General features: G+C 65.3%; 20 protein-coding genes. 7 read left to right on the forward strand and 13 right to left on the reverse strand.

Annotation, left to right across the window (positions count from 1 at the left end; genetic code table 11):
- Nucleotides 1-53: 53 nt before the first annotated feature.
- Complete coding sequence (locus BGI01S_RS13300) at nt 54-581, reverse strand: Ohr family peroxiredoxin (protein WP_042326171.1); 528 nt, start codon at nt 579-581, stop codon at nt 54-56.
- Between the two features lie 434 nt (nt 582-1,015).
- On the opposite strand from BGI01S_RS13300, the gene BGI01S_RS13305 reads away from it, so the two are divergent.
- Both BGI01S_RS13305 and BGI01S_RS13310 read left to right on the forward strand, forming a co-directional pair.
- Nucleotides 1,016-2,227, forward strand: coding sequence for a GGDEF domain-containing protein (locus tag BGI01S_RS13305; RefSeq protein WP_042326174.1), 1,212 nt, complete (start codon nt 1,016-1,018; stop codon nt 2,225-2,227).
- A 296-nt stretch (nt 2,228-2,523) separates the two neighbouring features.
- On the forward strand, nt 2,524-3,147 hold the full coding sequence (locus BGI01S_RS13310) for a LysE family translocator (protein ID WP_042326176.1): 624 nt from the start codon (nt 2,524-2,526) through the stop codon (nt 3,145-3,147).
- Nucleotides 3,148-3,175: 28 nt separating this feature from the next.
- On the opposite strand, the gene BGI01S_RS13315 is transcribed toward BGI01S_RS13310, so the two are convergent.
- Nucleotides 3,176-4,591: an aminotransferase-like domain-containing protein gene (locus BGI01S_RS13315; protein ID WP_042326179.1), complete on the reverse strand. Its 1,416-nt coding sequence runs from the start codon at nt 4,589-4,591 to the stop codon at nt 3,176-3,178.
- A 249-nt stretch (nt 4,592-4,840) separates the two neighbouring features.
- On the opposite strand from BGI01S_RS13315, the gene BGI01S_RS13320 reads away from it, so the two are divergent.
- Nucleotides 4,841-6,169, forward strand: coding sequence for an omega-aminotransferase AptA (locus BGI01S_RS13320; RefSeq protein WP_042326181.1), 1,329 nt, complete (start codon nt 4,841-4,843; stop codon nt 6,167-6,169).
- A 171-nt stretch (nt 6,170-6,340) separates the two neighbouring features.
- Here the strand turns inward: BGI01S_RS13320 and BGI01S_RS13325 are convergent, their stop codons facing one another.
- Complete coding sequence (locus tag BGI01S_RS13325; protein ID WP_042326184.1) at nt 6,341-6,865, reverse strand: DUF6496 domain-containing protein; 525 nt, start codon at nt 6,863-6,865, stop codon at nt 6,341-6,343.
- A gap of 303 nt (nt 6,866-7,168) precedes the next feature.
- Between BGI01S_RS13325 and BGI01S_RS13330 the strand changes: the two genes are divergently transcribed.
- On the forward strand, nt 7,169-7,420 hold the full coding sequence (locus BGI01S_RS13330) for a hypothetical protein (protein WP_042326185.1): 252 nt from the start codon (nt 7,169-7,171) through the stop codon (nt 7,418-7,420).
- Between the two features lie 263 nt (nt 7,421-7,683).
- Here the strand turns inward: BGI01S_RS13330 and BGI01S_RS13335 are convergent, their stop codons facing one another.
- The 4 genes from BGI01S_RS13335 to BGI01S_RS13350 all read right to left on the reverse strand — a co-directional run bounded on the left by BGI01S_RS13335 (nt 7,684) and on the right by BGI01S_RS13350 (nt 12,551).
- Nucleotides 7,684-8,892, reverse strand: a complete 1,209-nt coding sequence (locus BGI01S_RS13335; RefSeq protein ID WP_042326188.1) for an ABC transporter substrate-binding protein — start codon at nt 8,890-8,892, stop codon at nt 7,684-7,686.
- 181 nt (nt 8,893-9,073) lie between these two features.
- On the reverse strand, nt 9,074-9,787 hold the full coding sequence (locus BGI01S_RS13340) for an ABC transporter ATP-binding protein (protein WP_042326190.1): 714 nt from the start codon (nt 9,785-9,787) through the stop codon (nt 9,074-9,076).
- The gene (locus BGI01S_RS13345; protein ID WP_042326192.1) at nt 9,784-10,602 is read right to left on the reverse strand and encodes an ABC transporter ATP-binding protein; all 819 of its coding nucleotides are present in this window, start codon (nt 10,600-10,602) and stop codon (nt 9,784-9,786) included. The genes BGI01S_RS13340 and BGI01S_RS13345 overlap by 4 nt, the downstream gene beginning before the upstream one ends.
- Entirely contained in the window at nt 10,599-12,551 is a 1,953-nt protein-coding gene (locus BGI01S_RS13350; RefSeq protein ID WP_042326775.1) for an ABC transporter permease, read from the reverse strand. The genes BGI01S_RS13345 and BGI01S_RS13350 overlap by 4 nt, the downstream gene beginning before the upstream one ends.
- Before the next feature lie 369 nt (nt 12,552-12,920).
- Between BGI01S_RS13350 and BGI01S_RS13355 the strand changes: the two genes are divergently transcribed.
- The gene (locus BGI01S_RS13355) at nt 12,921-13,664 is read left to right on the forward strand and encodes a TetR family transcriptional regulator (RefSeq protein ID WP_042326193.1); all 744 of its coding nucleotides are present in this window, start codon (nt 12,921-12,923) and stop codon (nt 13,662-13,664) included.
- Nucleotides 13,665-13,721: 57 nt separating this feature from the next.
- Here BGI01S_RS13355 and pcaC read toward each other — a convergent pair whose 3' ends face one another.
- The 5 genes from pcaC to BGI01S_RS13380 form a co-directional block, all read right to left on the reverse strand.
- Entirely contained in the window at nt 13,722-14,120 is a 399-nt protein-coding gene (gene pcaC, locus BGI01S_RS13360) for a 4-carboxymuconolactone decarboxylase (RefSeq protein WP_042326195.1), read from the reverse strand.
- On the reverse strand, nt 14,117-14,908 hold the full coding sequence (gene pcaD, locus BGI01S_RS13365; protein ID WP_042326197.1) for a 3-oxoadipate enol-lactonase: 792 nt from the start codon (nt 14,906-14,908) through the stop codon (nt 14,117-14,119). The genes pcaC and pcaD overlap by 4 nt, the downstream gene beginning before the upstream one ends.
- Nucleotides 14,909-14,913: 5 nt before the next feature.
- Nucleotides 14,914-16,293 carry a 3-carboxy-cis,cis-muconate cycloisomerase gene (locus tag BGI01S_RS13370; RefSeq protein ID WP_042326779.1) on the reverse strand — a complete coding sequence of 460 codons (1,380 nt, stop codon included), beginning with the start codon at nt 16,291-16,293 and terminating at the stop codon, nt 14,914-14,916.
- Nucleotides 16,294-16,656: 363 nt separating this feature from the next.
- Nucleotides 16,657-17,316 (reverse strand): 3-oxoacid CoA-transferase subunit B, encoded by a 660-nt coding sequence (locus BGI01S_RS13375; protein WP_042326198.1) that lies wholly within the window; start codon nt 17,314-17,316, stop codon nt 16,657-16,659.
- Nucleotides 17,317-17,330: 14 nt separating this feature from the next.
- Nucleotides 17,331-18,038 (reverse strand): 3-oxoacid CoA-transferase subunit A, encoded by a 708-nt coding sequence (locus BGI01S_RS13380; RefSeq protein ID WP_042326201.1) that lies wholly within the window; start codon nt 18,036-18,038, stop codon nt 17,331-17,333.
- 407 nt (nt 18,039-18,445) lie between these two features.
- Between BGI01S_RS13380 and BGI01S_RS13385 the strand changes: the two genes are divergently transcribed.
- Together BGI01S_RS13385 and folE are read left to right on the forward strand one after the other, a co-directional pair.
- Nucleotides 18,446-19,375, forward strand: a complete 930-nt coding sequence (locus BGI01S_RS13385) for a LysR family transcriptional regulator (RefSeq protein WP_042326204.1) — start codon at nt 18,446-18,448, stop codon at nt 19,373-19,375.
- Nucleotides 19,376-19,532: 157 nt separating this feature from the next.
- Nucleotides 19,533-20,165, forward strand: a complete 633-nt coding sequence (gene folE, locus BGI01S_RS13390; RefSeq protein WP_042326780.1) for a GTP cyclohydrolase I FolE — start codon at nt 19,533-19,535, stop codon at nt 20,163-20,165.
- Nucleotides 20,166-20,271: 106 nt separating this feature from the next.
- On the opposite strand, the gene BGI01S_RS13395 is transcribed toward folE, so the two are convergent.
- Nucleotides 20,272-21,195: a DMT family transporter gene (locus BGI01S_RS13395; protein WP_042326206.1), complete on the reverse strand. Its 924-nt coding sequence runs from the start codon at nt 21,193-21,195 to the stop codon at nt 20,272-20,274.
- Nucleotides 21,196-21,458 lie beyond the last annotated feature (263 nt).

The following is a 21,458-nucleotide window of genomic DNA, read 5'->3' on the forward strand; positions in this document are numbered from 1 at the left end:
AGCAGGGCTTCATCGTGACGCCGTCTCCGGACAGTCGCCAGGTCGCGCCGATGTCATCCAGGATCGATGCCGCCTGCTGAATGTGGCTCCACATGCAGCGCGACGACATTGACCATTCCTTGTCTCGCCATCTTCGCGTACGGACACACACGTTCGGTGCTGCGCACCAGCTGCTCGGCGATGGCCCGATCCACGCCCGGCAATTGAATACGGATGTCCGCGCTCAGCATGTACATCCCGTCCACCGGGTCGCGGCCGAACGTAACGGACGCGTCGACCACGGCATTGACGAGCGGAATGTTGTTTCTGGCGGCGATCAGCGTCAACGCGCCGTGGAAGCAGGCGGCATAGCCGGCTGCGATCAACTGCTCGGGATTCGTGCCGCCACCCGGACCGCCCAGGGCTTCCGGCAAGCGCAGATCGAGTTCGAGATTGCCGTCGTCCGAACGAACGACGCCGGATGCTCTGCCGTGTTTGGCGTCGCCGCCCGTCACCCTGACGGTGCCGGTATAGAGCCCCTGAAAGTCCGGCCCGTGATATTTATCGAGCACGGTCAAGGGGGGCGGAGTGAGATTGTCCATGGTGTCGATCCGGTGATTCGTCGAACCCGTTCAACGCGATGGGCCAGAGGATGAGTAGGTGGCCTGCAAACTGACGGCTCGTTCGCGGCGCTACTGCGCTTCCGGCTCTTGCGGGTTTCTACGGATCAGCTCGCGCATGCGGATGAAACAGACGCGGTCATGCTGGCGCAAATCGTAGCCTCGACAGATGCCGCGCGGAAGCCCTGTACTGGAACGCACGGTGTTGCCGTTCAGGAAACAATCGACCCCCGACATCGAGCCCCGTCGATCGCGAGGGCGAGAATCGCTCGATCGTGAGCATCGCTTCATGCACCACCCCAAGCGACCTTCCCTCCCTACCTCCAGCCCCGACTATCATCATACTGTTGGGTTTTTCAGCGTAAAATGCGCGTGCCGCCGCGATGTACCGGCGTAGAAAAGCCCTCACGTCAGCGATGCATGTCGATCTAATTACCCTTTATCTCCTAGCGATCGGAACGCTTCTCGCCAGCGCCGGGATGACGCTGTGGGAGCATCGAACGCATCCCAAGCGCAGCAGGGAACTGAAGATTCTGGCAGCAGGCTACGCCACGCTTGCAATCGGCTGCGCGGCGGCCGCGTTCCGCCGCGGACTGCCCGGCGTGACCGGCTCCGCGTTGAGCAATCTCATCATCGTCAGCGGCTATCTGTTGATCCTGCACGGCGTCGCGTCACTGAACCGCCGGCAGTACCGCGTCGGTTCCATCGTCATGCTCGGCTTGCTGGCGCTGGCGTGGGCGATTGCGGGCACGCCATGGCAGACCGTGATGTGGGACTACGTGAGCGCGCTTCCCATCGCGATCGCTTGCGGCATGACATCCCGCGAGCTGCTGCGCAACGACGGCATGAAATCGCTGCAATCGCGCTATATCGCCGTGATCGTGTCGGGCGGCCATGCGCTCTTCTATGCCTTTCGCGCGTTGATCCTGCCGTGGCTGGTGGCATGGCATGGGCGAGACATGCTCCTGGTACTCAGCCAGATCACGATGTACGAGGGCGTCCTGTATTCGGTCATTCTGCCGATGACCTTGCTGACGCTCATCCGCGAGGAAGCCCATGGCCAGCTTCTGCAGGAATCGCAAACGGACTATCTGACCGGTCTCGGCAATCGCCGATGGTTCTTCGAAACGGGCGCGCGAGTCATTCGCGACGGCACCGTGTCGCGGCCGGTTTCGCTTCTCGCCTTCGACCTCGATCACTTCAAGACGATCAACGATCGATACGGACACGAAACAGGCGATCAGGTCCTGAAGTCGTTTGGGGAAGTCGCACGCAACGCGCTGGGACCGGAGGCAATGCTCGCACGCATCGGCGGCGAAGAGTTTGCCGCGCTGTTGCCCGGTCATGACGGCCCGCGTGCGCAACAGGTCGGCGAAGCGCTCGTTCGACGTTTCGCCGGCACGATCTCTCACCGGACTAACGGCGTCGAGATACGGGCCACGGTCAGCGTCGGCCTCGCGCAGTCGGGAAGCGCCACGCCCATGCTCACCGATCTCCTCGCCGCCGCCGACCAGGCGCTGTACCGCGCGAAGTCGCTGGGCGGCAATCGGCTTGAATGGACGGCGGACGCCGTCGACCCGCAGTCGGCCGAGGAGGTCGCAAGCCGTCGCCGCAAAAGCGCCGTTTAACGCGGGCCGGGGCGCTTCTCCGCCCAAAGGCCTGGTCGTCAACGCGGACCCCGCGCCAGCCAAAGCAGATTCATTCATCGATGAAGCCGCGTTCAGCGTGCTATCGGCCCCAAGAAAGCGGTGTCTCACGCCCGACAACCGGACCGGCATCGACCATTCCGCGCGTCAGCCGCCCCGTTCTCGAAGTCTTGGACCGCTTCGCCCGTACCGGTTTTCATCCCCACAATCGTACCGGTACTGTACCGGACCGCCTCGCTAGAATGTACTCCACCGTCTTCCCCGACACCGGAGTCATCATGTCTTACCTCACGCTCAGCGCGCTGCCCGCCGGCATTCTGTTCGCGCTCGTCACTACCATCACGCCCGGTCCGAACAACACGATGCTGCTCGCGTCGGGCGTCAACTTTGGCTTTCGCCGCACGCTGCCGCATCTGTCCGGCATCAGCCTCGGGGTCGTTCTGTTGATGCTGTCGGTCGGCATCGGTCTCGGCGAAGCCTTCGTTCATTTCCCGGTGCTGTACACGGTGCTCGAAGTCGCGAGCGTCGCCTATCTGCTCTATCTCGCGTGGAAAATCGGCACGTCGGGCGAGTTGAAGGTGAAATCGGGCGAGCGTCGACCGATGCGCTTTCATGAAGCGGTCGCGTTCCAGTGGGTCAATCCGAAGGCATGGATGATGGTGCTGACCGCCGCGACGACGATCCACCTCAGCGAGAGCTACAGCATGAACGCCGTCGCGATGGCGGTGATTTTCTACGTGATCGGCTTTCCGTGCATCTGTCTATGGGCGGGCTTCGGCACCGCGATGCGCAATGTGCTGGCGGACCCGAAGCGCTTGCGCATCTTCAACGTGGCGATGGCGTTGCTGCTCGTGTTCTCTCTGTACCCGATCGCATTGCGCTTGCTCGGCCTCAGCGCGTGAGCAGACTGGGCAGACTGAGTCGGCAAGCCTACAACGCCCCCTGCCCGACTCGCTCGATGAAGCGCCACAACGCGTCGTCAGTCGAGTACGGCGCGTTGAAGCGGAACCACGCGCTCGGCGCATCGTCGGGACGGAAGTAGGAGCCCGGCGCGAGCCAGATGCCATGCGAGAGCGCGGCCGTTGCCACTTCGCCGGCCCGCTGCGCTTCGATCGGCAGACGCGCCCACAGAAAGAGCCCGGCGCGCGGCCGGTGAAACACCTCCAGACCGAGCGAATCGAGCCGATCTTCGACGGTCGCGTGCGCGAGCTTGAGCCGCTCGTTGACCGCTTCGACGTGACGCGCGTAGCGCCCTTCGAGCAGCACCTTGTCGACGATCCGCTCGATCGCCTCCGACGACGTCAGCCCCACCGCCATCTTCGTGCGCGCGAGTTCGCGCAGCACGGCCTGCTCGGCGACCACGTAACCGCAGCGCAACCCCGGCGTCACCGTCTTCGAAAAACCGCCCACGTACAGCACGCGCTGCAAGCCTTCCATCGCGGCGAACAGCGGCGCGCCGGACGGCGCGAGTTCGCGGCTCACGTCGTCCTCGATCACCCACATGCGCTGGCGCTCGGCGATCTGCAACAGCCGGAACGCCGCCGACATGCCGAAGGTCGCGCCGGTCGGATTCTGCAGCGTCGTATTGACGAAGATCGCCTTCGGCTTGTGCTCGGCGACGAGCGCTTCGAGCACGTCCGTATCGACGCCCGCCGGCGTGCGCGGCACGCCATGCACGACCAGACCGGCGAGCTTCAGAATCTGCAGCAGGTTGCAGTAGCCGGGATCCTCGACAATCACCACATCGCCCGCGCGCAGCAACGTGCGCACGATCAGATCCAGCCCCTGGGTCGCGCCTTGCGTGAGCAGTACATTGGAGACGTCGACGGGCAGGCCGCGCCGGTCGAGCTGTTCGGCAATCCGTTCGCGTAATGGCGCAAACCCGTACGGATGCCCGTAGTCGCCCAGGCGCGCGGCCGGGACCCGGCTGGTCGCGCGCAACGCGTGCTGCAAGCCGGTCTCGTTGATCCACTCGTTCGGCAGCCAGCCGCCGCCCGCCTTGATCGGCACCGAATGATCGGCGAACACGTCGGAGAGCAGCCAGGTCGCGGTGAGGCTCGGCGGCTGCCAGTCGGTGACGGCGACGCGCGGGGCCGGCGCACGCGCCGCCACGCGATAGCCGGAGCCGCGCCGCGCGACCACGAGGCCCATCGACACGAGCCGGTTGTACGCCTCGGTGACCGTGAAGGTACTCAGTTCATGGCTTTGCGCGAGCTGACGCACCGACGGCAGCAACGCGCCGGCGCGCAGCGACTGCGCCTCGATGGCGCGCGCGAAGCCTTGCACCACCTGCTCGACGAGCGTCGGAGCGGCGCGCCGGTCGCGCTCAAGTTCTAGTTCGATCATGGTCAGCACGGAATCGGGGCAAAGACACGGGGCGAAGAAAACGCACGCGGCTTGCGGCCGGAGCGCTGAATGCGGCGCCTGAGGAAACGCTGACCGTGCCGCCGTCCGGCGCAGCGCCTTCGACGACACAGTTGATGCGAATCCGCCAACACAGTTAGCACCACACTACGACAACTGTTTATGCCGCCATTAGACCGCGAACGCTACAGTTTCGCTACGCCCTTCGGCCACCCCTTCGAGGAGATACCCATGACTTCGCGCCCCGTCATCGACGACCTGTCGTCCTTCTGGATGCCCTTCACCGCCAACCGTCAGTTCAAGGCCGCGCCGCGCCTGCTGGAATCGGCTAAGGGCATGTACTACCGCAGTACGGACGGGCGCGAAGTGCTCGACGGCTGCGCGGGTCTATGGTGCGTGAACGCGGGTCACAGTCGCGACGAGATCGTCGCCGCGATCACCCAGCAACTGTCGACGCTCGACTTCGCGCCGACCTTCCAGATGGGCCACCCGCTCGCCTTCGAAGCGGCCACCAAGGTCGCCGAGCTGATGCCGGCCGGCCTCGATCGCATCTTCTTCACGAACTCGGGTTCCGAATCGGTCGACACCGCGCTGAAGATCGCGCTCGCCTACCACCGCTCGCGCGGCGAAGCGCAGCGCACCCGGCTGATCGGTCGCGAGCGCGGCTATCACGGCGTGGGCTTCGGCGGCATCTCGGTCGGCGGCATCGCGCCGAATCGCAAGACCTTCTCCGGCGCGCTGCTGCCGTCGGTCGATCATCTGCCGCACACGCACAGCCTCGAACACAATGCGTTCTCGAAGGGTCAGCCCGCGTGGGGCGCACATCTCGCCGAGGAACTGGAGCGCATCGTCACGCTGCACGATGCGTCGACGATCGCCGCGGTGATCGTCGAACCGGTGGCCGGCTCGACCGGCGTGCTGATTCCGCCGCAAGGCTATTTGCAGAAGCTGCGCGAAATCTGCACTAAGCACGGCATCCTGCTGATTTTCGACGAAGTGATTACCGGTTTCGGCCGCCTCGGCAAGGCCACCGCGAGCGAATACTTCGGCGTCACGCCCGACCTGATCACGATGGCGAAGGCGATCAACAACGCGTCGATCCCGATGGGCGCGGTCGCAGCCAGCCGCACGATCCACGACACGGTCGTCAATAGCGGCGCGCAAGGCGCGATCGAGCTGTTCCACGGTTACACGTATTCGGCCCACCCGGCCGCGGCCGCCGCTGCCGTGGCGACGCTGGACCTGTATCGCCGCGAAGGCCTGTTCGAGCGCGCGGCTTCGCTCGCCCCGACGTTCGAAGCTGCCGCTCACTCGCTGCGCGACGCGAAGCACGTGAAGGACGTGCGCAACCTCGGCATGGTCGCGGGCATCGAGCTGGAATCACGCGACGGCGCGCCGGGCGCGCGGGCCTACGAAGCGTTCGTCAAGTGCTTTGAAGCGGGCGTGCTGGTGCGCTTTACGGGCGACATCCTCGCGTTTTCGCCGCCGTTGATCATCAACGAAGAGCAGATTGCGCACATCTTCAAGACTGTGCGCGACGTGCTGGCGACTGTGCAGTAACGCTGTGCGGTAGCAGTAACGCTGTGCGGTAGCAGCAACGCTGGAGCGAAAACGGCGCATGCGATTGCATGCGCCGTTTTTCGTTTGGGAGGGCCGGCAGAGTTGCAACGCGCGTGTATGCACTGCCTGCTCTACGATGCGCACCCGCGAACCCGCGAATGCGCCCCTGCCTCAGTGATGCGCCCGCGAAGCCCGCGTCTGCGCCGCTTTCTTCGCAGCCGCCGAGCGACCCGCCGCACCCTTCGTCGCGGCGGCCTTCTTCGCCGCCGCCGACCGGCTCGCCGCCGGACGCTTGGCCGCTGCCGATTTCGCCTGCTTCGACATTGCCGTCGGCGACGCACCAGCCGTGCCCTCACGCTTCAACGCATTGGTCGCGGCGCGTGAGCGCTTCGCCGTCGACTCGGTGCTCGCGCTCTTGCGCGCGGTGCTCTTGTGCTGACCGGCGGCGTTGTCCTTGTCCGCTTTCTTGCGGGTCGCTTCGCTCGTGGTGCCCTTCTTCGGCGACTTCACCGCGACGCCCGCACGCCGCGCTTCCGACAGGCCGATTGCAATCGCCTGCTTCGCCGACCTGACGCCGTGCTTGCCGGCGCGCACCTTGTCGACCTGCTCCTTGACGAACTCTCCCGCCTGGGTACTCGCTGCCTTGCCAGCACGTTTGTCGGCTGTGGCACGCTTGAGGGTTTTCTGTTCGGGCATGATGGTTCTCCAGTTGGCTATGGCCTCTGTGATGCAGCAACGGCTGTGCCGCGTGTCGGCGGCGTGCGAAGAAATCCTTCGAGAGACACCGGCTACCGGGTGCGTTGGCACCGTGCCGCCGGTTCGCCGATCATCACGAATGGCAGCGCGCTCGCTACCGGCCGAGACAAGCTCGCGCCAGCGCCCGAACCGGACCAAACCGCTGCGCCGGCAAATCAGCGGCCGGGGCTCGCGCCCGTTCACGGGACGGCGTATGGTGTGGGCAAGGGTCGGCGGCGTGGTCCGGCCCGACGGGAGACGGCCATGAAGATACCTACCGTTCGCGCGGGTGCGCATATCGAAGGCGTGCACTGGGTCGCCGAATACGCGGAAGACGTGCACGAGATTCGCGTGTTTCGCGAAGGCCAGGAGGTGGATGTGCACAACGCGCCCTCCACCCTGTTCGGCGATGAGGAGAACGCGGGCTCGAAGAGCACCGCCGATCATCGCGCGGTCGAAGCCGCCGTGCTGGCTTATCTGAGGCGCTTTGTGATCGAGCACGACGCGGAGGAGTAGCCGGCCGTGACGTAAGCGGCCGGGTTTGCTTTCCGCAGTTGGGCACGGGCGCCGCCAGCCGCGCTGACCGGAGTGTGCCGCTCGGGTCGCGCAGATTGCGCTGAGCGGAGTCTGGCGACGCCGGCAACATTCAACGCCGCCAGCGCCCGCGGCGAAGCACCCACCGCAAGACACGAGACACAAGCCGCAAAAAAAACGACTCGACGCGGCGGCCCCGGCATGCAAGCCGACGCGCCGCCCCGCGACTCCGTCACATATACCGCTCAATCAGCAGGCCGCAGCTTCTTCACCTCGGCATCCGACGGCTGCACGCTCGCACCGTCGATATACCGGTACGACGTCATCACGCCCTTGCCGTCCTTCAAGCCCGTCACGCCGACATACGCGCCCATCGTCGATTGATTGTCCTGCGCGCGATAGCTGATCGGCCCGAAGGGCGTCTGCACATTGAGGCCCTTGAATGCGGCGGCGAGCTTGTCGGAGTCCACCGTGCCGGCCTTCCTGATACCCTCGGCAATCGACATCAGCGCGGAGTAACCCACCACCGAGCCGAGCCGCGGATAGTCGTGATATCTGGCCTTATACGCATCGACGAATTTTTTGTTCGCCGCCGTATCGATCGAATACCACGGGTAGCCGGTCACGATCCAGCCGGTCGGCGCTTCCGCGCCCAGCGGGTCGAGATAGTCCGGCTCGCCGGTCAGGAGCGACACCACGCTGCGGTCCTTGAAGAGCCCGCGCGTATTGCCTTCACGCACGAACTTGCCGAGGTCCGCGCCGAACAGCACGTTGAAGATCGCGTCGGGCTTCGCGTCGGCGATCGCCTGGGTCACGGCGCCCGCGTCGACGTTGCCGAGCGGCGTCGCCTGTTCGACGACGAACTGCACGTCCGGCTGCGCGGCCGTCAGCAGCTTCCTGAACGTCGCCACCGCCGATTGCCCGTACTCGTAATTCGGGTACACCAGCGCCCAGCGTTTCTTCTTCAGCTTCGCCGCTTCCGGCACCAGCATCGCGACCTGCATGTACGTGGAAGGACGCAGACGGTATGTGTATTTGTTGCCGTCGGCCCAGACGATCTTGTCGGTCAGCGGTTCGGCGGCGAGGAAGAACATCTTCTTCTGCTTCGCGAAGTCGCTCAGCGCGAGCCCGGTGTTCGACAGGTACCCGCCGAACAGCAACTGCACCTGCTCGCGCGCGATCAATTCCTGCGCGACGCGAATCGTGTCGCCGGGGTTGGCGTTGTCGTCGCGCGAGACGACTTCAAGCTGCTTGCCGAGCACGCCGCCCGCCGCGTTCACCTGTTCGAGCGCGAGATTCCAGCCGTTCCTGTAAGGCCCGAGAAAGGCGGGCTGCGCCTTGTAGCTGTTGATCTCGCCGATCTTGATGGTCTGCTGGGCGCTCGCGCTGAACGCGGCAAGCGAGCACACCGTCGACACCATCAGGCGAGACATCCATCCTGCGCGCGTGGTCATGCGTTTCTCCGTTATCAATGGGATTGCGTGAATGCTGGTGATTTTTATCAGGCGTTCGAGCCGCCGAACCGTCGACGCAGGTGCGACACGGATTCGGCCAGCTGGGCGTCGTTGAAACCGGCGCGGTAAGCCGGCATCGTACCGAGTTCGGGCCGCGCAGGCGAGCCGAAGCCGGCGGGAATCACACACTCAGATAGGCGCGCCTCACCGTTTCGTTCCGTGCGAGTTCGCCGATCGTGCCGCTAAAACGGATCTGCCCTTTTTCGAGCACATACGCACGGTCGCTGACCAGCTCGGCGAAATGCAGATTCTGTTCTGACAACAGTATCGACAGCCCTTCGCGCTTCAGTTCCAGGATCATGTTCGCCATCTGTTCGACGATCAACGGCGCGACGCCTTCCGACGGTTCGTCGAGCAGCACCAGATACGGATTGCCCATCAGCGTGCGCGAGACGGTCAGCATCTGCTGCTCGCCGCCGCTCATCTGGCCGCCCGGACGCCGAGGCATTTCGCCGAGATTCGGAAAGAGCCGGAACAATTTTTCGGGCGTCCATTGCGGCGCATCTTCGCGCGGCGGCTGACGGCCGGCGTCGAGGTTTTCCATCACCGTCAGATCGGCGAACACGCGACGGTCTTCCGGCACGAAGCCCATGCCCATTCGCGCGATCTTGTACGGCGGCAACGCGGCGATGTTCCGGCCACGGAACGTGACCTCCCCGTGACGGCGCGGCAGCAGACCCATCACTGCTTTCATCGTGGTCGACTTGCCCGCACCGTTGCGGCCCATCAGCGCGACGACTTCCCCGCGCCCCACTTCCAGGCTGACGTCGAACAGAATATGCGCGCGGCCATAGAACGCGTTGAGACCGGAAACTTTCAGCATCGGCTCGTTCATGGCGTCGTGCCCCGTTCCACCGCGCCATCCGCACCGCCCGCCGCGCCGCGTAGCGGCACATGCGGGCGGAACGTCTTGCCGGTGCCGAAATACACTTCCTGCACGCGCGGGTCGTTGCGGATCTTGTCGGCGTCGCCCTCGGCGATCAGCTTGCCGCGCGCAAGAACGATGAGGCGATCGGCGTACGCGAATACAACGTCCATGCTGTGCTCGGTAAACAGCACGCCGATCTTATGTTCGGTGACGAGGCGTTGGGTCAGGGCCATCAATTCGTTGCGCTCCTTCGGCGCCATGCCGGCGGTGGGTTCATCCATTAACAGCAGCTTCGGCCGGTTGGCCAGCGCGATGGCCAGCTCGACGCGCTTCACGTCGCCATACGCGAGCACGCCGCACGCGCGCTTCGCGTCCGCACCCATGCCGACCTGTTCGAGCAAAGCGAAGGCTTCGTCCGCGTAGCGCGCGCCCGTGGCTCTCCATAGGCCAAAGGTTTTGCGCTCGCGCGACACCAGCGCCATCTGCACGTTTTCGAGCACGGTCATCGAATTGAAGGTCGCGGCGATCTGGAACGTGCGGCCGACGCCGAGCCGCCAGATGTCACGCGGACGCATGCCGACCAGCTCATGACCGTTCAGGCAAATCGACCCGGACGACGGCGGCAACTGCCCATTGACCATGTTGAAGCAGGTCGATTTGCCCGCGCCGTTTGGGCCGAGCAGCGCGAGCAGTTGACCGGCTTCGAGATCGAACGATACGTTGTCGACCGCCTTCAGGCCGCCGAACGATTTGGAAAGGCCGGAGACGCGCAGCAAGCTCATAGCCCCTCCTCGATCGCGGCGCCGCGCTGCGCAGGCTGTGCTGCGCTGCTGCCCTGCAGGTCCGCACCGCCATCGCCGTCATCGCCGAAACGCTCGCGGACGAAGCCGACGACCCCTTGCGGAAACGCGATTACCAGCAGCAGGATCACGAGGCCCAGCAGCGCCTGCCAGTAATCGGTCTGCCGCGCGACCGTGTCCTGCAGCCACGTGAACACGGCCGCCCCGACGATCGGTCCGCTCAGGGTCTGCAAGCCGCCGAGCAGCACCATCACGAGCCCGTCCACCGAACGGCTCACGCTGATCACTTCCGGCGAGATCGTCCCCTTCGAGAACGCGTACAGCGAGCCGGCCAGCCCGCAGAACAGCGACGCGATCACGAACGCGGCCCACTGCACGCGCTTCACGTCGATGCCGATTGCCTCGGCGCGCAAGGCCGAATCGCGCGACGCGCGCATCGCGTAACCGAGCGGTGAGAACAGCATCTTGCGCAACAGCCACACGCCGAGCACCGCGCACACGAGCGTCAGGTAATAGAACGCCACCGGCGACGACAGCCAGTTCGACGGCCATAAGCCAAGCACGCCATTGCTGCCGCCGGTCACGTCGTCCCACTGGAACACGACCGACCAGACGATCTGCGCGAACGCGAGCGTCAGCATCGCCAGATAGACGCCGGAGAGGCGCACGCAGAACCAGCCGAACACCAGCGCGCCACCGATCGCCAGCAACGGTCCGAGCAGCAGCGCGGCTTCCATCGGCAAATTCAGCACTTTGAGGAACAGCGCCGCGCCGTATGCACCGAGGCCGAAGTAAGCGGCGTGACCGAACGAATGCATACCGCCCGGTCCCATGATGAAATGCAGGCTCGTCGCGAACAGTACCGCAATCAGTATTTCGACCAGCAGCACCGGCAAATACGGAAACGCGTTCGCCGCGAGCGGTGCGAGTGCGAGGACCAGCAACACGAGTGCGGCTAGCCACTTGAGCCGCTTGCCTGCCGGACGCAACGGCGTTTCCGGCGCCGCCATCCCACGCACGGCGGCGCTCGCGCGGCCGAGCAGTCCCCACGGCCGCACTACCAGCACGACCGCCATCACGACGAATTCGGCGACCAGCGTGAAACGGCTCAACGAAAGCCCGACGCCGAGGATCGTCACGTGACCGATGCCGATGCACAGCGCCTTGATCTCCGCGATGATCAACGCGGCGATGAACGCGCCCGGAATCGAGCCCATGCCGCCGACCACCACCACGACGAACGCATTGCCGATCGTCTCCAGGTCCAGCGACAGATTCGCCGACATGCGCGGCCCTTGCAGCGCGCCGCCAAGTCCCGCGAGAAACGCGCCGACAAAGAACACGCCGGTAAACAGCCACGCCTGATTGATGCCGAGCGCGCCGAGCATCTCGCGATCCTGGGTCGCCGCGCGCACCAGCGTGCCCCAGCGCGTGCGCGTCAACGCATACCAGAGCAGCAGCAGCACGGCCGGCCCGATCACGATCAACGCGATGTCGTAAGTCGGCAGCGGATGGCCGAGAAAATCGACCGCGCCCGCCAGATGCGGCGCGCGTGGTCCGAACAGATCTTCCGGGCCCCACAGCCATAGCGCGGCATCGCGAAAGATCAACACCAGCGCGAACGTGGCGAGCAGGTGGAACAACTCGGGCGCCTGATAGATGCGCCGCAACACGACTATCTCGACCAGCGCGCCGAGCACCGCGACCACCAGCGCGGCGGCCAGCATCGACAGCCAGAAGCCGCCGGTCGTCTGCCCGAAACGGCTCGCGATGCTATACGCGACGTAGATGCCGAACATATAGAACGAGCCGTGCGCAAAGTTGACGATGCGCGTCACACCGAAGATCAGCGACAAACCGGCGGCGACGAGAAACAGCGTCGACGCATCGGCGAGTCCGTTGACCAGTTGTACCAGCAAATTCGAAAACATCGCGCCCCTCGGCAGCTTGCCGGACGGCGCGCGCGGCGGGCGCACACGGCACGTTCGGCAGGTCGTTGCAGCGCGTGCGGCACCATGCGCGCCCGCGTCAACGGCGAGATGGTACGTCAAGTTTCACTGAGAGCCGGCGAGACCGGCGAACCCACCCACGCGGTGCCGTTGCCCGTCGGCCGGATCGAGTGCGCTGCTGCCGCCGTCCATCACGCCTCAATCTACGCCGAAGCGGGGCATCGCGCAGCGCATGCCTCTGCCGCCCAAGCGGGCTGTATCATGAAGGCGCGCCCGTGCAAAAGTCGCCACGCGTGACCGGCTGCGGCGCATGCTGTCGAACCGATGCGAACATCCAGCTTCGAGACCGCCATGAGTCCCACAGCCGCCCGCAAGCCGGGCGCCCCCGGCATCCGTGCGAAACAGGCACAGGACACGCGCGCCAAGCTGCTGAAAGCGGCCATCAAGGTGTTCGCAAAACAGGGATATGCGAGCGGCCGCGTCGAAAGCATTTCGAAGGCCGCGCATTCGCACGATCGCATGATCTATTACTACTTCGGCAGCAAGGAGCAGTTGTTCGTCGAAGTACTGGAAACGATCTACACGCAGTTCACCGAAGCGGAAAGCAAACTCGATCTCGATCTGGACGATCCGGTGCATGGCCTCGAACAGATGGTCGAATTCGTCTGGCAGTACTACCTCGATCACCCCGAGTTCGTCACGCTGCTGTCGAGCGAGAATCTGCATCGGGGCAAGCACGCGAAAAAATCGCTGAAGCTGAAAGAGATTTCGGGCCATGCGATTTCGGTCGTGCAGCAGTTGCTGGATGCGGGCCGTGAGCAAAACGTTTTTCGCGCCGACATCGAAGCGCGTGACGTGTATCTGATCATCGTATCGCTTGGGTATTTTTATAATGCCAATCAGTACACGCTGGGTGCGTTTCTCGGGGAGCCGCTGATGGAAAAGGCAGCGCTCGAACATTGGCGCGAGGTTATCAGGGATACGGTGTTGCGGGCGGTGCGGGTGGAGTTGCCGATGAATGCGTCGGCGATTTCGACCGCAGGCATCGCCTCCACCGAGAGGGGTGGAAACGAGCCCGCGCGCGGCGCGGCATAAAAAAACGCGCCGATCGACGGCGCGCTTTTCTCATCGCAAGACGATGAACCAACAGTGTTACGGGTTCGCTGCCGCCGCCGCATCATCCTCACGAAACAGCTTATCCGCCAGATGAAACGCGGAATTAGCCGCCGGCACACCGCAATAAATTGCGGTTTGCAGCAGCACTTCCTTGATCTGCTCGCGCGTCACGCCGTTGTTCTTCGCGGCGCGCAAATGTAGCGCGAGTTCCTCGCTGCGATTGAGCGCGACCATCATCGCGATGGTCAGCAGGCTGCGCGTATGCCGCGGCAAGCCATCGCGCGTCCAGATTTCGCCCCACGCATAGCGCGTGATCAGGTTCTGGAACTCGTCCGTCAGTTCGGTGCGATTCGCGAGCGAGCGGTCGACGTGCGCGCTGCCCAGCACCGCGCGGCGTACGCCGAGTCCGGCTTCGTAGCGGTCTTCGTCGTTCATTTCGTCTCCGTCAGGAAGTCGAGCACGGTCTTCGTGAAAGCGTCGACCTGCTCGATGTTGGAAATATGCGAGGCGTCCAGCTCGACGTAACGCGCGCCGGGAATCGACTGCGCGAGGTCGCGGCCTTGCGCGGGCGTTGCGGCGAGATCGTGCGTGCCGCTGATCACCAGCGTCGGCACCTTGATGCCGGCCGTTTCAGGGCGCAGATCGGCCGCGTCGATCGCGTCGCAATTCGATGCGTAGCCTTCCTTGTCGGTATGCACGAACACGTCGCGGATCATCGCCAGCACCACCGGCTCGCGTTCGAAGTAGTCGGCCGTGAACCAGCGCGGCAATACCGCGTCGGCCAGCGCGAGCATGCCTTCGCTGCGCGCCTTCGCGGCACGCGGCACCCACACTTCCGGCGACCCGATGCGCGCCGCCGTGTTGCACAGCACGACACGCTCGAAGCGCTCGCCATGACGCGCGGCCAACGCGACGCCGGTCAGGCCGCCCATCGACAGCCCGCAGAAATTCGCGCGGGCAATCTTCAGCGTATCCATCAGGCCGAGCACGTCGCCGGTCAGCTGTTCGATCGTGTACGGACCCTTCGGCGCTTCCGAGTGACCGTGACCGCGCGTGTCGTAGCGCAGCACGCGGAAATGTTTGGACAGCGCCGCGACTTGCGGCGTCCACATGGACATATCGCTGCCGAGCGAATTCGACAACACGATCCACGGCGCGTTGCCGTGACGGTCGCCATCGATTCGATAGTGAAGCTCGGTGCCGTTGACTGCGGCGTAGGGCATGCCGGTTACTCCTTGGAATGGGCGCGCTCAGCGCGCGAGGTGTGAAGTGCCAGCGCGGCGTCCACATAAGCGTGTGCCTGGCCGACGTAGTGAGCGGGGTCGAGCAGTTGCTTCAGGCGCTCGAGCGGAAGATGTTCGGTGACGGCTGCGTCGGCGGCGAGCACGTCGAAGAGCGTCTGCCCGTCGCGGATCGCGGCCTTCGACGCGCGTTCGACCAGATGATGCGCGTCGAGCCGGCCGATGCTGTCGCCGAGCGCGAGCATCACCGCTTCGCCGAGAATCAGGCCGTGCGTGACATCGAGATTCGCGGCGAGGCGCGGCACGTTGACGTTCAGCCCGGCAGCAATCGTCTCGATGTTGGCGAGCGCGCCGCCCGCGAGGCGCGCGAGGTCGGGCAGCGCATCCCACTCGGCCTGCCAGCCGCCGAGCGCGCGCTCGTGCTCCTGCACCATGCCGGCGAACACCGTGGCGACCAGCCCCGGCGCGCGCGTTGCGGCGGTCAGCACCGCCGCGCAGCCGACCGGGTTGCGCTTGTGCGGCATCGTCGACGACCCGCCCTTGCCTGCCGCAGCGGGCTCGGCGAGTTCGTCGATTTCGGTTTGCATCTGCAACGAGATGTCGCGTGCGAGTTTGCCGAGCGTGCCGATCAGCATGCCGAACAGCGCCGCCGTTTCAGCGATGCGGTCGCGCTGCGTGTGCCACGGCAACGTGGGCACCGCGAGGCCGAGTTCTTTTGCGAGCGACTGCGTGACTTGCGGTGCGGCATCGCGCAGACTCGCGAGCGTGCCCGCCGCGCCACCGAATTGCAGCACGAGCACACGCGCGCGCAGCGCATCGAGCCGATCGCGATGACGCAGCAGCGCGTCGAGCCATTGCGCGAATTTCAGACCGAGCGTGATGGGCAACGCCTGCTGCAACCATGTGCGGCCGATCATCGGCGTCGCGCGATGGGTGGCCGCGAGTTTCGCAATGGCGTCGCAAGTGGATCGCAGGCTCGTGTCGAGCAGATCGAAGGTGTCGCGCAATTGCAGCACCGTCGCCGTGTCGATGATGTCCTGGCTCGTTGCGCCCCAATGCACGTACTTCGCGGCTTCGGCATCGGCCGCCTTGACGCGCGCGGTGAGTTGCTTGACGAGCGGAATCGCGAGGTTGCCGCCGAGCGCGGCGTCGCGCGCGAGCGCGTCGGCGTCGAGCTGATCGGCCTGGCAGGCCGCTTCGATCGCGGGCACGGCGGACTGCGGAATCACCTGATGTGCGGCCGACGCACGCGCGAGCGCCGCTTCCACGTCGAGCATCCGTTGCAGCGTCGCACGCGGCGCCCAGATGTCGTTCATTGGCTGTGTGCCGCAAAGAAGGCCGGTCAGACGGGCGCTGGAGTCGAGCATGATGACGTCGAGAATCGAGAGAATCGGGAATGAAGGTTGGCGCGGTTTGCCGGCGCGGCGCGCCGCGCCGCAATGCGTTGAATGCAGGCGGTGAAGCGCGGTTCGGCGCGGCTCGTGTTGCCTGGCGCCGCTCGGCGCCGCTTCGTGCCGCATGAACCGTAGCCGGCGCAGCGCACACAGCATTGCGGCGTATTGTGCGCCAAACGCGGCCCGCATGTCGTTCAGGTTGGCATGGGGGCGGGCACGGAGCTCTGCTCCACACCCGCCGCCGCATTCCTGAAATCTCGCGCGCCGCGTCGAACCTGTGTGCTATCACGCACCGTGCCGGCGAGCGAACAGCTCGCCACTCGCCGGCGTTTCGCGTCAGGCCGCGCGAGCCCCTTGCGTGCCGTCGATCAGCGGCACACCCGTCAGCTTGTGCAGCGCGTCGAAATCGATGTCCGAGAAAATCTCACGCACCACGAGGCCCTGCTCGGTCACGTCGATCATCGCGAGGTCCGTATAGATGCGGTCGACACAGCCCACGCCCGTCACCGGATACGAACACTCGGCGGCGATTTTGCTTTCGCCCTGCTTGGTCAGGTGCTCCATCATCACGTAGACCTGCTTCGCGCCGATCGCCAGATCCATCGCGCCGCCGACCGCCGGAATCGCGTCGGGCGCGCCGGTGTGCCAGTTCGCCAGATCGCCCTTGGCCGACACCTGGAACGCGCCGAGCACGCAGAAGTCGAGATGGCCGCCGCGCATCATCGCGAACGAGTCCGCGTGATGGAAGTACGCACCGCCCGTGAGCAGCGTCACGTGCTGCTTGCCGGCGTTGATCAGCTCATCGTCCTCTTCGCCCTTCGCGGGCGCGGGGCCCATGCCGAGCAGGCCGTTTTCGCTGTGCAGGAAAATTTCCTTGTCGGCGCCGAGGTGATTGGCCACCAGCGTCGGCACACCGATGCCGAGGTTCACGTAAGCGCCTTCGGGGATGTCCAGCGCAACGCGCTTGGCCATTTCATCGCGAGTCAGTTTTTTCATGTCGGGTCTCCGGTTCAGGCGGCAGCGTCGTGGGGATTGGGCGTCGGGGCGTGGGCCGCTTGCGGCACTTCGATCACGCGCTGCACGAAAATGCCGGGCGTCACGATGTTTTCCGGATCGAGTTCGCCGAGTTGCACCACTTGCGACACCTGCACGATCGCGGTCTTCGCCGCGCTCGCCATGATCGGGCCGAAGTTGCGGGCCGTCTTGCGATACACGAGGTTGCCCCAGCGGTCGCCCTTATATGCCTTGATCAGCGCGAAGTCCGCATGCAGCGGCGCCTCCAGCACGTAGTGCCGGCCGTCGATCAAACGGGTTTCCTTGCCTTCGGCGAGTTTGGTGCCGTACGCGGTGGGCGTGAAGAAACCGCCGATGCCCGCGCCCGCCGCGCGAATGCGTTCCGCGAGATTGCCCTGCGGCACCAGTTCGAGTTCGATCTCTCCCGCACGATACAGCGCGTCGAACACATACGAGTCGGTCTGACGCGGGAACGAGCAGATGATCTTGCGCACGCGCTTCGCTTTGAGCAGCGCCGCGAGGCCGATGTCGCCGTTGCCCGCATTGTTGTTGACGATGGTGAGTTCGCGCGCGCCCTGCTCGATGAGCGCGTCGATCAGCTCCGACGGCATGCCGGCCGTGCCGAAGCCGCCGATCATAACGGTCGCGCCGTCGTGGACATCGGCAACCGCCGATTGAAGTGACTCGAAAATCTTGTTGATCATGTCGAATTTCCTTTTGGGGCGCTGCGTGCCGCCGAGCTGGCCGCGCTGGAATGGCGGGGCTCGCGGGACGGTCTCCGGGCCAATGCTGGCGGCGGCTCGCCGATAGGGATGCGGGCTGGCGCCTCGGTTGGTTCGCTGGCGATTTGTTCGTTATATGAACATGGATTCGTTTAGCGAACGCTCAGGCGATTATGGTTGTCCTTCGGGCGGGTTGTCAAGGCAGGGAAATCCCCTTAATCATAGGTTCTCGGCGGGGATAATGACGGGTTCGTTGCCCCGCGCGGCGCGCGCGCCCATGCGCGGCAAAGCAGATCGCACTATCCACGAGGGCGATTTTTCAACTACCCTTTATGTCACCGGCCGATAGCTGCGTATCGCCCCACTTTCAGCACACAGCCAACAAGAGCATGTCCGAGACACAACTGGATCTGAACCTGATCCCCTATCTGGTCGCGATGGGAGACGCCCGCAACGTCAGCCGCGCCGCCGAGCAGCTCGGCGTGAACCAGCCGCGCGTGAGCGCCGCGCTGGGCCGCCTGCGCGAATACTTCAACGACCCGCTATTCGTGCGCACTTCCAAAGGCATGGAGCCGACGCCGCGCGCGCTCGCGATCCTGCCCGCCGCGCGCGACGCGCTGCTGCGCATCGAGAAAGGGATGCTCGACGTGCAGGAGTTCGACCCGGCCACCAGCACGCATACCTTTTCGATCGCGCTGTCCGACGTCGGCGAAATCGTGTTCCTGCCGCGCCTGCTGCAACTCTTCGCCGAACGCGCGCCGTCCGCGAATCTGCGCTCGGTGACGGTGTCGCCTTCGCAGGTGGAGCGCGGGCTCGAATCGGGCGACGTCGATCTCGCGGTCGGCTATTTCCCCGATCTGTCGGGCAATAACTTCTTCCAGCAACGGCTCTTCACGCACCGCTTCATCTGCCTGATGCGCTCGGGTCATCCGCTGTCGAAGGCGCCGCTCACGCTCGCGCAATACGTGGCGTCGGGCCATGCGGTCGTGCGCGCCGAAGGCCGCAGCCAGGAGGTCCTCGAACAGTATCTGGAGAAGAAGCGCATCAAGCGCCGCGCGGTGCTCGAAACGCCGCACTTCATGAGCCTGCCGTTCATTCTCGCGCGCAGCGATCTCATCGCGACCGTGCCTCACGCGATCGGCTTCGCGTACGTGTCGGAGCATGCGTCGATCATGCTGGTCGAGCCGCCGCTGCCGTTGCCGCGCTTCGATCTGCGCCAGCACTGGCATCGCAAATTCCATAACGATCCGCGCCTGACCTGGCTGCGCGGCGTGGTCGCCGAACTCTTCAACGACGCGATGGACGAGTGGCCGAAGTAAAGCGGCGTGCGGCGCACCTGCAACAGTCCCGCCCGGCGCGCCCCGACAGTCAAAGGGGGCATCGGCACGAGCGGACACAAAACATGGAACAATGGCCGCACTCATTGACCCCGCGCGCCCCGCGCAGCGCCGGCGCGCGATCCCGGAGGAACCCCGCATGACCAGCAGCAAGGCAAACAAGACCCAACCCGCAGCGGAGCGTCCGAGCCGCGATGAAGCTGAAGCCGCGGTGCGCGTGCTGCTGCGCTGGGCCGGCGACGATCCCGAACGCGAAGGCCTGCTCGACACGCCGGCGCGCGTGGTGCGCTCGTATGAGGAGTTCTACGCGGGCTACCAGGTCGACCCGCGCGAGATCCTTGCCCGCACCTTCTCCGAAGTGGATGGCTACGACGAGATGATCGTGCTGAAAGACATCCGCTTCGAAAGCTATTGCGAACACCACATGGTGCCGATCATCGGGCGCGCGCACGTCGCGTATCTGCCTCAGCATCGGGTGGTCGGCATCTCGAAGCTGGCGCGGCTGGTCGATGCGTTCGCCAAGCGGCTGCAGATCCAGGAAAAAATGACGGTGCAGATCGCCGATACGTTGAACGAAGTATTGCAACCGGCAGGCGTCGGCGTGATCCTCGAAGCCGCGCATCAGTGCATGTCGACTCGCGGCGTGCACAAGGCCGGCGTCACGATGGTCACGTCGCGCATGCTCGGCACGTTCCGCTCGGACCCGTCGACGCGCCGCGAGTTTTTGTCGATCGTCGGCAATCCGGGGGCGGTGGCGATCGCTAATACGTGAGGCGGCGAAGTGAGCAAAAGCGCGCTGAAACCTGCGTTCTCTCATGCTGCCAGGCAGGCGGCCCGTCCTCTCACGTGACCTCTGATGCAACCTCTCACCCGACCTCTCACCCCGCGCCGCGCGGCACGCGCCGGCGTCCGAAGGTAGCCAGCAGCACCGCGCCCAGCACGCACGCGACGCCCGCCAGTTGCGCCGCCCCCACCGGCTCGCGCAGTACCAGCGCGGCAAACGCGACCGCGCTCACCGGCACGAGCGCGGTCGTCAGTCCGGCCTCCGCGCCGCTGATGCGCGCGGCGCCCGCATACCAGAGCACGAAACCCAGCACGGTCGGCACCAGCGCGTAGTACAACACGCCGCGCAGCGCGCTCGCGTCGAGCGGCAAATTCCACGGCTTTTCGAAGCAGGCCGGCACCAGCGCCACCGCGAAGCCGATTCCGCACATCAGCGCCGACAGCGGCAGCGGCGCGACCGGCGTACGCAGCTTGCGGTTGAGCAGGATGAAAAGCGCCTCGCAGACCACCGCCGCGAACACCAGCGCGTTGCCGAGCGGCGAGCCGCCCGCATGCGGCGCGGCGAAAGCGTCGGAGGCGTCGAAAGAGTCGATGCGTACGGTGCACACCAGCACGCCCGCCGTCGCGAGCACGATTGCACCGAGCAACGCGGGCGCGGGGCGCTCGCCGAGCGCGAGCATCGCGACGCCCGCCGACACGGCCGGCAAGGTGCCGGCGATCACGCCGGCATCGGCGGCCGACGCGAGTCTCATCCCGCTGATCAGCAACACCGTATAGCCGACGCTGCCCGCTCCGGCCTGCGCGATCACCAGCAACGCATCGCGCCGATCCAGACGCGGCCAGCGCACACGGCGCCAGCGCATCGCCAGCACGAACAACGGAAACGCAATGGCGAAGCGCAGCGCGGTCGCGCTGAACGGTGGCAGTCCGGCGGCAATCGCCTTGCTGACCACCACCGTGCTGCCGACTCCGAGCATCGCCAGCGCGCAAAACAGGTATCCGGTGTAGCGCGAATTCATGCTGACCTGTCGGTTGGGGAGGGGGACGAACACGCAGAGTAGGTGGAGCGCCGCCGACAGTCTTGAACGAAATTGCAGCGCATGGCCGCTCCGGCAAACCAATGGATCGACGAGTCTCCGAGCCGGGGACGTGGCCGCCGCCATCGGGGTATGCTGATCGAACGCGGTATCGGGAACGTACTTTGCATGTCCGCGAGGCGGCCCTCGCAGCATGGCGGCCCGGCCCACTTCAAGCGCACACAGGCGCACGTCAACCGCACTCA

The organism is Paraburkholderia ginsengisoli NBRC 100965 (assembly GCF_000739735.1).
GTDB classification, from domain to species: domain Bacteria; phylum Pseudomonadota; class Gammaproteobacteria; order Burkholderiales; family Burkholderiaceae; genus Paraburkholderia; species Paraburkholderia ginsengisoli.

Excerpts from the sequence above, each read along its gene's own strand:
- BGI01S_RS13300 (WP_042326171.1), bottom strand. The coding sequence starts at position 581 with ATGGACAATCTCACTCCGCCCCCCTTGACCGTGCTCGATAAATATCAC.
- BGI01S_RS13305 (WP_042326174.1), top strand. The coding sequence starts at position 1,016 with ATGCATGTCGATCTAATTACCCTTTATCTCCTAGCGATCGGAACGCTT.
- BGI01S_RS13310 (WP_042326176.1), top strand. The coding sequence starts at position 2,524 with ATGTCTTACCTCACGCTCAGCGCGCTGCCCGCCGGCATTCTGTTCGCG.
- BGI01S_RS13315 (WP_042326179.1), bottom strand. The coding sequence starts at position 4,591 with ATGATCGAACTAGAACTTGAGCGCGACCGGCGCGCCGCTCCGACGCTC.
- BGI01S_RS13320 (WP_042326181.1), top strand. The coding sequence starts at position 4,841 with ATGACTTCGCGCCCCGTCATCGACGACCTGTCGTCCTTCTGGATGCCC.
- BGI01S_RS13325 (WP_042326184.1), bottom strand. The coding sequence starts at position 6,865 with ATGCCCGAACAGAAAACCCTCAAGCGTGCCACAGCCGACAAACGTGCT.
- BGI01S_RS13330 (WP_042326185.1), top strand. The coding sequence starts at position 7,169 with ATGAAGATACCTACCGTTCGCGCGGGTGCGCATATCGAAGGCGTGCAC.
- BGI01S_RS13335 (WP_042326188.1), bottom strand. The coding sequence starts at position 8,892 with ATGACCACGCGCGCAGGATGGATGTCTCGCCTGATGGTGTCGACGGTG.
- BGI01S_RS13340 (WP_042326190.1), bottom strand. The coding sequence starts at position 9,787 with ATGAACGAGCCGATGCTGAAAGTTTCCGGTCTCAACGCGTTCTATGGC.
- BGI01S_RS13345 (WP_042326192.1), bottom strand. The coding sequence starts at position 10,602 with ATGAGCTTGCTGCGCGTCTCCGGCCTTTCCAAATCGTTCGGCGGCCTG.
- BGI01S_RS13350 (WP_042326775.1), bottom strand. The coding sequence starts at position 12,551 with ATGTTTTCGAATTTGCTGGTACAACTGGTCAACGGACTCGCCGATGCG.
- BGI01S_RS13355 (WP_042326193.1), top strand. The coding sequence starts at position 12,921 with ATGAGTCCCACAGCCGCCCGCAAGCCGGGCGCCCCCGGCATCCGTGCG.
- pcaC (WP_042326195.1), bottom strand. The coding sequence starts at position 14,120 with ATGAACGACGAAGACCGCTACGAAGCCGGACTCGGCGTACGCCGCGCG.
- pcaD (WP_042326197.1), bottom strand. The coding sequence starts at position 14,908 with ATGCCCTACGCCGCAGTCAACGGCACCGAGCTTCACTATCGAATCGAT.
- BGI01S_RS13370 (WP_042326779.1), bottom strand. The coding sequence starts at position 16,293 with ATGCTCGACTCCAGCGCCCGTCTGACCGGCCTTCTTTGCGGCACACAG.
- BGI01S_RS13375 (WP_042326198.1), bottom strand. The coding sequence starts at position 17,316 with ATGAAAAAACTGACTCGCGATGAAATGGCCAAGCGCGTTGCGCTGGAC.
- BGI01S_RS13380 (WP_042326201.1), bottom strand. The coding sequence starts at position 18,038 with ATGATCAACAAGATTTTCGAGTCACTTCAATCGGCGGTTGCCGATGTC.
- BGI01S_RS13385 (WP_042326204.1), top strand. The coding sequence starts at position 18,446 with ATGTCCGAGACACAACTGGATCTGAACCTGATCCCCTATCTGGTCGCG.
- folE (WP_042326780.1), top strand. The coding sequence starts at position 19,533 with ATGACCAGCAGCAAGGCAAACAAGACCCAACCCGCAGCGGAGCGTCCG.
- BGI01S_RS13395 (WP_042326206.1), bottom strand. The coding sequence starts at position 21,195 with ATGAATTCGCGCTACACCGGATACCTGTTTTGCGCGCTGGCGATGCTC.